This window comes from Labrys sp. (in: a-proteobacteria) (assembly GCF_047605565.1).
Lineage (GTDB): Bacteria > Pseudomonadota > Alphaproteobacteria > Rhizobiales > Labraceae > Labrys > Labrys neptuniae.
Window position 1 is genome coordinate 64,167 of sequence record NZ_JASGFM010000008.1, and the last position, 11,127, is coordinate 75,293.

Below are 11,127 nucleotides of genomic sequence, written 5' to 3' on the forward strand. Positions count from 1 at the left end.
ATGAAGACTTGGATTATATACTTCGATGTCTCTTTAAATCTCGAAAGAAGAATGGCAGCACTCTGAGTTCATTTCAGTCCGATGCCAGTTAGTAACCAACCAACCAAGGTTGATCGGTTGAATATCTGTCAAGAAACGACAACCGTTTCAACCTTCGATACGACGATGTTTCGCCATTCCCGCGAACGGTGGGGTCGAACCGATGATAAACAAGGGTCACGACGCAATGCCTAAAGTTCAACAAGGTCAATCGATGGTCACCATCGATGACGACACCGGCACGATCACCATCGATCTGGTGGCTTATGGGCCGGTGCGAATCGTGATGACGGCCGATGGCGACATCGAGGTCGAGGGACGCAGCATCCTGAACACGGCTCATTGGACGAGTTTTGGCAACGAGCTTCCCAAGCGGGCCTGAAAGTCGCCGCCGGAAACCTGGCTGAGATCGACACACTCTGCTGAATGACATGAAGCCCGGGCGGTCATGCTGCCGCGGGTTTCCGTCATGTCTTGATCTGCAGGGCACCGCCAAGGATGCCCACGTGGCAGGTCCCTCCTATGGTCATCGGCAAGGCCGCCATGCGCGGATATGTGTGGCCAGCGTCGCTCCTCGATGATTTCCAAGGGCAGCGCGACGCCATCGTCTTTCCGCAAACATCCAATCCCGCCGGCACTCTATCCACGAGGACACCCCAAACCGAGCTTCTGGGCTTGGCTCATCGCGCTCTATTGCTCCTGCCCCAAGCGCTGTCACATACCCGCATAGGCGCAATGCTATCGACAGATAGCAATCTCATGGCTTCCATGTTGCGGATACGGCACCACCACGCTTGCAGTGCCTAGAGGCGCGCCCGGCATGGCTGCGCCGACTTGCCGATCGCGCGCATGGGCCGCATGGCCTGAAGGCAATGTGCGAAATCGCACATCGCAGCCCTGCGCCATGGTGTTTCTCACTGAGAGGATGGGTGTCCACCCATCGTGTTGAGGAAGAGTGTCGAATCCAAGTCATGCCGCGCCAATTCCACGCGCCACGACGCCGGCGTATTGAATATTTCCCCAAAAAGGAAACTGTCTCCGCCTTGGATTGCGAGAATATGGAAGTTTGACATTTCGCTGAAAGTCCTTGCCTATTTCGCGATTGAAGGAGGGGAAGCAGGTGAGATCGATCGGTGAAAGTGGCCTGACACACGAGGGAGAGCGTTACTTGAAGATCCCCGTTTGTGTAATCGACAAGCGAGCCTTCTGGCGCGATTGTCTGACGATGTGCTTGACGGCCTCTTCCGCAAACCTTGCTGCCGTCGGCTATGACACCATCGATGATTGGCTGACAGCCTCCACGCATGCCCCTTCGACGATCATCCTGCTATGCGCCACCAGCGAGGAAGGCACGGCCCGAGCCATACAGTCCGGGCTCGATCGCATTCTCTCCAGCGTGCCGGGCGCGCGCGTGGTCCTCCTATCCGATATCGACAATCCGGCGACGATGGTCTCCGCCTTGGAACGCGGGGCACGCGGCTTCGTAACCATGAGCCTCAGCCTGGAAGTGGCGATCGAGGCAATCCGCATCGTGAATGTCGGCGGCACCTTCGTTCCGGCCAGTGGCCTGTTGTCGGCACGCCAGGGCTTTACAGCCCAGCTCGATGGCCAACCGCCCGCTGTGGAGGGGCGGCCGCATTTCACCGAACGGCAGCTGGCAATCATCGCCTGCGTACGCAAGGGCGAGCCGAACAAGATCATCGCCCACAAGCTCAATATGACCGAAAGCACGGTCAAGGTTCACATCCGCAACATCATGCGCAAGATCAAGGCCAAGAACCGCACCGAAGTTGCGTTTCTGACCAACGAGTTGCTGCTTCCCAACGAAAACTCGAACGACTGAGACAGTCGCCGCAGCAGCGGATATGGAATGGGCTGGAACAGGATCGCTTCCTGGCGGTGCCGGCGCCTCGTCTTGCAAACGCAACTCCCCGGCCCTCCTCCTTCAGCGACGTCTTGTTCTCCTGATCGAGGATGGCTACTGGCTTGTCCATCATCGTTGGAGGACGTGACATGCCCGGAACCATCCGGATTCTCGACGGCGGCATGAGCCGGGAACTGCTTCGCCTCGGCGCCGAGCTGCGCCAACCCGAATGGTCCGCGCTCGCTTTGATGGAGGCTCCCGACATCGTCCGCCGGGTTCATGCCGAGTTCATCGAGGCTGGAGCCGAGGTGATCACCACCAACAGCTACGCCCTGGTCCCCTTCCATATCGGTGAGCAGCGCTTCCGCGAGCAGGGACCGGCCCTGATCGACCTCGCCGGCCGCCTCGCCCGGCAGGCCGCCGACAGCAATTCCGGCCGCAAGGTGCTGGTGGCAGGATCGCTGCCGCCGATCTTCGGCTCCTATGAACCCGAACGTTTCGATCCTTCCCGCGTCCAGGGCTATCTGGAAGTGCTGGTCGCCGGCCTCGCTCCCCACGCCGATGTCTGGCTCGGCGAAACCCTCAGCCTGATCGCCGAAGGCGAGGCCGTGCGCCAGGCCGCGGCCGCCACCGGCAAGCCATTCTGGGTCTCCTTCACCCTGGCCGACGAAGTGGGCGCCGAGGACGGCGAGCCGCAGTTGCGCTCCGGCGAAAGCGTGGCCGATGCCGCTGCCTGGGCGGCCGGATCAGGGGCCGAAGCGCTGCTCTTCAACTGCAGCCGCCCCGAGGTGATGGGCAAGGCCGTGCGCGTGGCTAGGGATGTCCTGCGCGAGCGGCAGTCCGATCTCGAAATCGGCGTCTATGCCAATGCCTTCGAAGAGCAGGAGGAGGACGGCGCCGCCAACGAAACCCTGCACGGCACGCGCGAGGATCTGACGGCAACGGCTTATTCCCGCTTTGCCTGCGACTGGGCTGAAGCTGGCGCCACCCTGATCGGCGGCTGTTGCGGCATCGGCGCCAGGCATATTCACGATCTCGCAGCGGCCTTAGGGCGCTGAACCTGGCGCCAGGAGCGACGGCTCGCAGGTCCCCGGTGGAAAGGTCCGCCGCAAAATCACCGGCTTACCCAGCTCGACCCAAGGCAATGGCCGATCCGGTAAAAGGCAGGACGAGATCGTACCCCTCTGGCGGCGGCGAGATCGGCACGGTCGCCGCGGTACCGAACTGGGTGATGCCGGCTCCGACTGCTTCGGCGAGATCGTAGCGCTTTCCTGCGAATTCGAATGGATGGCTTGCGATCAGGCGCGCCGAGAATACGTTGGTGCCAATGATGGCTGCGCTTGCTGCCGCAAGGGAAGTGGCGACCGTGGTGCCGACCACCAGGCTGGTGCGGCGGAAGGTGGCGATGCATTCGCCCTTCGCGAAGGAGGCCGGATCGGCAAAGCTCGCCGCCGGGGCGCGCTGCAGATACAGGGAGAATTCGCCGACCGGATCGAGCCCGAGCGAAAGCGCACCATTGTCGATCCCATCCGCCTTGAACGGCGTGGCGGCGAAGGTGAAATGAGCACTCGTCTCGGCCGGCTCGCCGGCGAACAGCGGCGCGTCGGCAAACGGCAAATGCAGGAAGTAGCCGTAATCCGCCAGCGCGCCGTCATGCGTGCGGTAGAAGCGCCCGGTGGCGTACCAGGCAAGTTCGGCTGTCAGGAGGGCGGTCATGAAGAGTCCTCTGCGCGAAAGGCACACGCCTCTATAGACCGGGAGCAAAACCCGTTCACGGCTGAACGCTTGTTTGCCCAGAATTTGGTTGCTCGAAGGATCGGGGGCGGCACCGCCTCAACGAGGAGATGCTGTCCCATTTTTCCTCAGGACTTACGCGTTCCGGCTGCCCCCCCGGCACTGGCCTGCGACGGCTTCGACTTGACGGTGACGGTCGCCGTCTGGCCCGCGACCAGGCGGAAGCCATCCGGCAACTTGTCGAGTGCCACGCGGATCGGCACGCGCTGAGCCAGGCGCACCCAGGAAAAGGTCGGGTTGATGTTGGCCAGGAGGTTCGAACCATCGCTGCGTTCGCGATCCTCGATACCGCCGGCAATGCTCTCGACATGGCCCGTGATGACTGCCGGCTGCCCCATCAGATGAATGTCGACAGGGTCTCCCACCGCGATCCGGGGCAGCTTGGTTTCTTCGAAATAACCTTCGACCCGCAATGAATCCGTGTCGAGCAGCGCCGTCACCGCCTTGCCGGCCGCGACATAGTCGCCGGGATTGAGGTTGAAATTGGTGATCACGCCATTGACCGGCGCCTTGATCTCCGAGCGTTCGAGATTGAGCTTGGCTACGGCCTGATTGGCGAGAGCCTGCTGGTAATTGGCGCTCGCGACGTCCTGGCTTGCCAGTGCCTGCTCGATCTTCTGCGCGGAGGCCACGTCCTTGCCCAGTTCGCTGTAGCGGACATAGTCGCGCCTTGCCTGTTCCAGCGTGGCCTTGGTGCCGGAGACGGCCGCATCGGCCTGCTGCAGGGCGAGTTCGAAGCGTTTGGGATCGATGCGGATCAGGACGTCGCCGCGATGGACTTCCTGATTGTCGCGGACCAGCACTTCACTGACCAGCCCGGACACGTCCGGCGTGATACCGACGATATCGGCCCGGACATGGCCGTCCCGGGTCCACGGGTCGTTCATGTAATAGTCCCACAGCCGCCAGCCGAAGCCGGCAGCGATGACGACGACGATCAGGGTGATGAGGACTCGCCCCAGCGAGGCAAAAAAGCGTTTCACGACACGAACCGTTGAAAAATGGAAAACAACCCGCTGAGCACGATCACGAACAGTGCGAGATCGAACAAGGAGCGGTGCCAGACCAGGCGATAGACGCCAGCCCTGGCCAATACAGAACGAAGCAGAAGATTGGCGATGATGGCGACGAGCGCGAGGATCATCAGGCTCGGTACATAGACGCCAAAGATATCGATGTCGGCGTTCACGATGCGAGCTCCAGTCTGGGAAGGACGGGCATGGCCACGGGGGCAGCCAGGTTTACGGGCGCCGGTGCGGCGGGAAAGAGGGCGCGCCGCAAACCGACGAGCGCCTGCACCGCGTTCCGACGCACGCTCGGCTCGACGCCCTGGGCGAAATCAGAGAGGGCCTCGTCGATGGCACCCAGCAACGAAGGCGGCGGATCGACCGCCCTGCCCGTCGCCGCCCGCGTGCCATAGAAGCGGGCAATGGCATCGAGCACTTGCTGCAGGCGCCGACGTTGCGCCGATGACAGCTTGCCGCGCAGCCTCTGCAGGTCGAGCACGTTGATGCCGACCCGCAGTTCCACCAGGAGATCGGCCGCCGCAACGTCCTCGCTGACACCCTGTGCCAGCCGCGGCACCAATTGACCGAGCCGATCGAAGACTCGGCCGGCGAAGGCCTCGGCATCGGCGTTGCGCCCACCGCGCGAGGTCGCGGCAATATCCGCCCAGCCGGCCTTGACCAGGCGCTTGGCGACCATGGCCGCCCCGAAGGGCCTGGTGGCCAGGGTCCAGACCAGGGCGAAGGCACCGCCGAGGATCGAGGCGACGGACGAGTTCATGAATGCCGCGAACTCGGCACTGTAATTGGCCTGCAGCCCGACGAAGGACGCCGTGTTCACCGCGAGCAGCATGGCGATCATGTTGAACTGCGGGCGCGACACCAGCGTCCCGACAAGGATGAAGGGCACGGCAAACATCACCACCAACCCGACATAATCATGGGCCAGCGGCAGCAGGGCGAAGAGGTACACCGCCGACAAGCCGACGCTGATGGTCATCCATATCGTGAAGCTGCGGATCTGGCTGACGGGATTGTCGATAGCGGCAAAGAAGGAGCAACCGACCGCCGTCATGATCACGCAGCCCGAACCCTCGCTCCAGCCGGTCCATATCCACATCAGGCCGGACAGGATGGTGGCGAGCGCCACGGAGCCGACCTGGAAGGCCAGCAGTGCATAATCATAGTGGCTGACCTTGCCGACGGTCCGACGCATGCGGAAGGTCGGGCGCCAGCGGCTGATACGGTCGCCGAGTTCGATCTGCCGCTGCAACTGGCGGCAATCTTCCCATAGATCGACCAGTTCCTTCATGCGCTCCAGAGTGCTCGACAGCACCAGGGCCGGCCATTGCGCCTCCTGGGCATCATCCGGGTCGACCTTCGGCTCCAGTGCGGCAATCGCGGCGAGCAATTGATCGGCCTCACCGCGTTCATTGCCCTCGCCCGAGCGCATCCAGTCGAGCAGGCGGGCACGCAAGGCCTCGATGCCGACGATCTCGCCGCCCGCCTCACGCAAGGCAGCCAAGCGGTCGTCCAGGGAAGACAGCAGAGGCAGCAGCAACGCCATGCGCCCCCGTAGCTCATGGGCGACGCGCACGGTGGCCTGGTTCGCGGTGTCGTAGCTGAGCTGGCTGATCAGCATGTCCATGGCGCGGATGTCGCTGGCCAGGCGCTGGCGTTCGAGCGTCGCGCCGGCTCCATTGTCGTCGGTCAGTACGGCGCTTGCCCAGGCTCCCGCATCGCGCAGCCACCCCTTGATCTGCTGCCCGAGCACCGGCCCGATCCGGGCCGGGAAGAACAGGGAATTCACCAGGGCGGCACAGACGATACCGAGCGTGATCTCTTCGGCGCGCGAAACAGCGACGTCGAAGATGGTCTCGGGCGCGCTGACGGCCGGCAACGCGATCAGGGGAAGCGTATAGCCTGCGAGCATGAAGACATAGCTGCGCGGCGTACGGTCCAGCAGGGAGACGAACAGGAAGACACCGGTCCACAGGCCGACCACGATGACGAACAATTCCGGCGCCGACGAGAAAATGGGCAGCAGCAGGATCGATCCGGAGGCGCCGATGAAGGTGCCGAGGGCCCGATAGAGCGCTTTCGACGTCGTGGCGCCAGCCAGGGGGTTGGCAACGACATAAACAGCCGCCATCGCCCAGTAGGGGCGCTCCAGCCCGGCAGCCAACGCGATATAGAGTGCCAGCATCGAGGCCGAAAAAGCCTTGAGCGAGAAGATCCAGTCCCGAACGGTTGGCAGGGTGAAGCCGGCGGTCATGTCGCCGCCTCCGCCTGTTGGCGGGCCGACGCCTCCTCGATGGCGCGGAACACCCGGAGCGTTGCCTCGATGTCGTCCTGCGAAAGATGACCGAGAATGCGGGTGCGCAAGCCGACGAGTTCCTGCTCGATCACGCTTGTCACTCGTTCGCCCTCGGCCGTGAGCCAGAGTGTCTTGGCCCGGCGATCCGCACCTTCGCGCCTCTCGATCAGGCCGCTGGCGCAAAGCTGGTCGAGCAGGCGCACCAGGGAAGCTCCTTCGATGCCGATCGCATCGGCGACCTCGGTCTGATTTACGCCGCCGCCCATGCGCTCGATCTGGATGAGCGGCACCGCCGCGGCGTCCGAGACGCCATGGGTCGCGACGATGTCATGCACCAGGCGGCGCCAATGGCGGCCGATCTGTTGGGTTTTGCCGGTCAATGCGAAGCGCAAGGCGTCAATCTTTTCCATGTCTAATAATTAGCATCCTAATTAAAAGCATGCAAATTATTTATTGCAACAGATATCGCCGCCAAAGAGAAAGCCTCCTGACATCATCTGTCAGTCAGGCGTATAGAATGATGGCTCCACGTCAGATGAGACGCCATGGCCAGAACGAGCCGCCTCCTCTCGCTCCTGCAGATCCTGCGCGGCAAGCGCCGTCCGGTGACGGCGGCTTCCCTGGCCGAGGAACTCGCCGTCTCAGAACGAACGCTCTATCGTGACATCGCCGAACTGGTCGCGCAGGGCGCTCCCATCCAAGGCGAAGCCGGCATCGGCTACATTCTGCGCCCCGGCCTGTTCCTGCCCCCTCTGATGCTCTCGGAAGACGAGACCGAGGCCATCGTGCTCGGCCTGCGCTATGTCGAACAGCGCGGCGACGACACGCTCGGCAAGGCGGCGCGCGAGGCACTTTCCAAGATCGAGGCGGTGTTGCCGCCCGCTGCGCAGGAAATCGCCCGCAACCCCGTCGCCCTGCCGGGCCCCAGCCGGAATGCCTTTCCCGACAACAAGGTCGCTATCGAGGTATTTCGCAGTGCCATCCGCGCCCAGGCCAAGCTTCGCATCGACTATGGAGACCTCAATGGCCAGGCGACCACCCGCGTGATCTGGCCGATCGCCATCGGCTTCATGAACGAGGCGCGCATGCTGGCCGCCTGGTGCGAGTTGCGTGAAGACTTTCGCCATTTCCGTACCGATCGCATCGCCGCAGCCAGCGAGATCGGCGAGCGCTATCCGGGGCGACGCAGCCAGCTGGTGAAGGCCTGGCGGGCCGTGATGGACCAAATCGCCAAGCGCTAGCCTCGCTGGCCGGTACCGGCTCTTCTTCTTCCTTGCCTCGCTCCGGCAAACCGGGCAAACGGCCCTCATGCGCATTCTCGTTCCAGGCGGCTACGGCTTGATCGGCTCGGCCATCGTTTCGGCCCTGCTCGCGGCCGGCCACGAGGTCACGGGTCTTGGTCGTTCCGTCGGCCAAGCGCGCCTGCGCGAACCCCGCGCGCGGTGGCTTCAGCACGATCTCCAGGACCTCGTCAGCGCCGAGGCCTGGCGTCCTCTCCTTGACGATGTCGATGCCGTGATCAATGCAGCGGGCGTGCTGCAAGACGGCCCCGGCGACGATGTCATGGTGACCCAGTCACTCGCCATGGTCGCGCTTTTCGAGGCCTGCGAGCAGGCCGGTGTAAAACGCTTCGTCCAGATCTCCGCCGTCGGCGCCTCGCCCGATGCCGCCACCGTGTTCATGCGCAGCAAGGGCATTGCCGACGAGGCGTTGGAAGGCTCGTCGCTCGACTGGACCATCCTGCGGCCCGGCCTGGTGCTGGGCTCGTCGGCCTATGGCGGCAGCGCCCTGCTCCACGCCCTGGCCAGCCTGCCCGGCTTCATTCCGCTGCCTCCAGCGCCATCGATCCGCAGTGTAGCGCTCGATGACGTCGCCGCAACGGCGCTGGCCGCGGTGGAAGCACGTCTGCCGCATCGGCGCATCTACGATCTCGTCGAGGACAGGGCTCATAGCCTCCAGGACATCGTCGCCGCGCTGCGGGCCAGGCTCGGCCTGCCTCCCGCCCGTTTTGCCCGCTGGCCCTTGTGGATCTTCCGGCTCGGCTTTCGCCTCGGCGATCTGGCGGGCCTGCTGGGCTGGCGTCCGCCGATGCGTTCGACCTCGCTTGACCAGATCCTGTCCGGCATCGACGGCGATCCGACACCCCTTGGAGCGGCAAACGGCCGCTCGCTCAAAGCCCTGCCGGAAATCCTCGAAGCCGTCGGTGGCACCGTGCGCGAACGCTGGTTCGCCCGCCTCTTCCTGCTCAAGCCGGTGATCATCGCGACACTGGGCTTGTTTTGGCTGCTTTCGGGCCTGATCGGCCTCTTTGCGGCAGATCAGGCCGAAGTCGTGTTGACGATACGGGGCTTTTCGCCCGCGATGGCGGCTCTCTTCGTGCTTGGCGGCGCCATCGTCGACATTCTTCTCGGCGCCGGCATATTCAGGCGACGAACCATGCCGGCCGCCGCGACGGGCATGATCGGCGTCACCCTGGCCTATCTCCTCGCCGGCAGCCTGTTCACGCCCGATCTCTGGCTCGACCCGCTCGGCCCCTTCCTCAAGACGCTGCCGGCAGCCGTTCTCGCTCTGGTCGCGCTCGCCATCAAGGATGCGCGATGACCTATGCCGACCTGCTCCTCTGGCTCCATGTCATCGGTGCCACCGTGCTTCTGGGCACCGGCGCGGGCATCGCCTTCTTCATGCTCGTCGCCCATCGCACCGACGATGCCCGGCTGATCGCCCATGTTGCCGGCACCGTGGTTACGGCGGACCTTCTGTTCACCGCCACTGCCGTCGTGCTGCAGCCCCTCACCGGCGCCTTGTTGGCCCAGGAGATCGGCTGGCCGTTGAGCTCGCCCTGGATCGTGCTGTCCCTGGGGCTCTACGTCTTCACAGGGCTGTTCTGGCTTCCGGTTGTGGTCATCCAGGTCAAAATGCGGAATCTTGCCAGAAAAGCCGTGCAAGAGAATTCCTCTCTGCCGCCAGACTATTACAGGCTTTTCCGCATCTGGTTTGCCTGCGGCTTTCCGGCCTTCATCGCCGTGCTCGCCATTCTCTGGCTGATGCTGACCAAGCCGCAATTCGGATAGTACAAGCCTGGCTTGCTTGTCTGCGAACCCGCAGAGACCTATACCCTCAGGCACGAATACGGCCACCAATGGCGGAGGGACCATGCGCATCCTGGTTGTCGGTGCCGGAGCGACAGGCGGCTATTTTGGCGGCCGGCTAATGCAAGCGGGCCGTGACGTCACCTTCCTGGTTCGCCCCGCGCGGGCGGAAAAGTTGCGGACGGAGGGCCTCAGGATCGTCAGCCCCTTCGGCAATGCCGAGCTGGCACCAAAGCTGGTTACCAGCGGCGGTATCGCCGAGCCCTACGACCTCGTGCTGCTTACCGTGAAGGCCTACGGGCTGGAGGCCGCGCTCGATGACATCGCACCCGCCATCGCTTCCGAAACGATGATCCTGCCGGTTCTCAACGGCATGCGCCACGTCGATGTCATCAAGGCCCGCTTCGGCGAAAAGGCGCTGCTCGGCGGCGTCTGCCTGATCGCCGCCACCGTCGACGACGAGGATCGCATCGTACAGCTCACGCCCATGCACAACCTCATCTATGGCGAGATGAGCGGCGAACGGTCCAAACGCATCGAGACGGTCGATGCGACCATGCAGGGGGCCGGCTTCAACGCCAGGCTTTCCGAGGATATCGAGCGCGACATGTGGGGCAAGTGGATCACGCTCGCCAGCCTGGGCGGCATCTGCTGCCTGATGCGCGGCTCGGTTGGCGAGATCGAGGCGGCACCCGGCGGCCTGGCCTTCGTGCTGCGCTTCTTCGACGAGGTGGTGAGCGTGGTGAAAGCCGTGGGTAAGCTGCCGGGCGAGCCCATCCTGAACATGGCACGCTCGATGCTGACCCAGAAGGGCTCGGCCATGGCTTCCTCCATGTATCGCGACCTGCAGAAGGGCGCGCCGATCGAGGCGGACCAGATCATCGGGGATCTGCTGGCGCGCGCGCAGAAGGCTGGAATGGAAACCCCATTGCTGTCAGCGGCTTATACAAATCTGGCGATCTGTCAGAACAGGTAGCCGAGAGCGAATATCGGCCGACGTCCGCCCGAATAGTGACCGCA

General features: G+C 63.7%; 12 protein-coding genes. 7 read left to right on the plus strand and 5 right to left on the minus strand.

What is annotated here, in order from left to right:
- Nucleotides 1-253 precede the first annotated feature (253 nt).
- The 3 genes from QM672_RS10165 to QM672_RS10175 all read left to right on the plus strand — a co-directional run bounded on the left by QM672_RS10165 (nt 254) and on the right by QM672_RS10175 (nt 2,961).
- The gene (locus tag QM672_RS10165; RefSeq protein ID WP_156771738.1) at nt 254-421 is read left to right on the plus strand and encodes a hypothetical protein; all 168 of its coding nucleotides are present in this window, start codon (nt 254-256) and stop codon (nt 419-421) included.
- Nucleotides 422-1,270: 849 nt separating this feature from the next.
- Nucleotides 1,271-1,882, plus strand: coding sequence for a LuxR C-terminal-related transcriptional regulator (locus tag QM672_RS10170; protein ID WP_367623090.1), 612 nt, complete (start codon nt 1,271-1,273; stop codon nt 1,880-1,882).
- A gap of 170 nt (nt 1,883-2,052) precedes the next feature.
- A complete protein-coding gene (locus QM672_RS10175) occupies nt 2,053-2,961 on the plus strand; it encodes a homocysteine S-methyltransferase family protein (protein ID WP_415082331.1) in 909 nt (302 codons plus the stop codon).
- A gap of 64 nt (nt 2,962-3,025) precedes the next feature.
- Here QM672_RS10175 and QM672_RS10180 read toward each other — a convergent pair whose 3' ends face one another.
- The 5 genes from QM672_RS10180 to QM672_RS10200 form a co-directional block, all read right to left on the minus strand.
- The gene (locus QM672_RS10180; RefSeq protein ID WP_415082333.1) at nt 3,026-3,619 is read right to left on the minus strand and encodes a hypothetical protein; all 594 of its coding nucleotides are present in this window, start codon (nt 3,617-3,619) and stop codon (nt 3,026-3,028) included.
- A gap of 146 nt (nt 3,620-3,765) precedes the next feature.
- Complete coding sequence (locus tag QM672_RS10185) at nt 3,766-4,680, minus strand: efflux RND transporter periplasmic adaptor subunit (protein ID WP_367623093.1); 915 nt, start codon at nt 4,678-4,680, stop codon at nt 3,766-3,768.
- On the minus strand, nt 4,677-4,886 hold the full coding sequence (locus QM672_RS10190) for a DUF1656 domain-containing protein (protein WP_068295920.1): 210 nt from the start codon (nt 4,884-4,886) through the stop codon (nt 4,677-4,679). Before QM672_RS10190 ends, QM672_RS10185 begins: the two co-directional genes overlap by 4 nt.
- Nucleotides 4,883-6,976 carry an FUSC family protein gene (locus tag QM672_RS10195; protein WP_415082336.1) on the minus strand — a complete coding sequence of 698 codons (2,094 nt, stop codon included), beginning with the start codon at nt 6,974-6,976 and terminating at the stop codon, nt 4,883-4,885. The genes QM672_RS10190 and QM672_RS10195 overlap by 4 nt, the downstream gene beginning before the upstream one ends.
- Nucleotides 6,973-7,428, minus strand: a complete 456-nt coding sequence (locus tag QM672_RS10200) for a MarR family winged helix-turn-helix transcriptional regulator (RefSeq protein ID WP_311935193.1) — start codon at nt 7,426-7,428, stop codon at nt 6,973-6,975. The genes QM672_RS10195 and QM672_RS10200 overlap by 4 nt, the downstream gene beginning before the upstream one ends.
- Before the next feature lie 135 nt (nt 7,429-7,563).
- Here QM672_RS10200 and QM672_RS10205 point away from each other — a divergent pair, with 135 nt between their 5' ends.
- The 4 genes from QM672_RS10205 (at nt 7,564) to panE (ending at nt 11,083) form a co-directional block, all read left to right on the plus strand.
- Nucleotides 7,564-8,259: a helix-turn-helix transcriptional regulator gene (locus tag QM672_RS10205; RefSeq protein WP_311935195.1), complete on the plus strand. Its 696-nt coding sequence runs from the start codon at nt 7,564-7,566 to the stop codon at nt 8,257-8,259.
- A gap of 67 nt (nt 8,260-8,326) precedes the next feature.
- Nucleotides 8,327-9,619: an SDR family oxidoreductase gene (locus QM672_RS10210; RefSeq protein ID WP_415082339.1), complete on the plus strand. Its 1,293-nt coding sequence runs from the start codon at nt 8,327-8,329 to the stop codon at nt 9,617-9,619.
- Nucleotides 9,616-10,089 carry a DUF2269 family protein gene (locus QM672_RS10215; protein WP_394308292.1) on the plus strand — a complete coding sequence of 158 codons (474 nt, stop codon included), beginning with the start codon at nt 9,616-9,618 and terminating at the stop codon, nt 10,087-10,089. The genes QM672_RS10210 and QM672_RS10215 overlap by 4 nt, the downstream gene beginning before the upstream one ends.
- An 82-nt stretch (nt 10,090-10,171) precedes the next feature.
- Nucleotides 10,172-11,083 (plus strand): 2-dehydropantoate 2-reductase, encoded by a 912-nt coding sequence (panE, locus tag QM672_RS10220; protein WP_415082341.1) that lies wholly within the window; start codon nt 10,172-10,174, stop codon nt 11,081-11,083.
- The last annotated feature ends 44 nt before the right edge of the window (nt 11,084-11,127 follow it).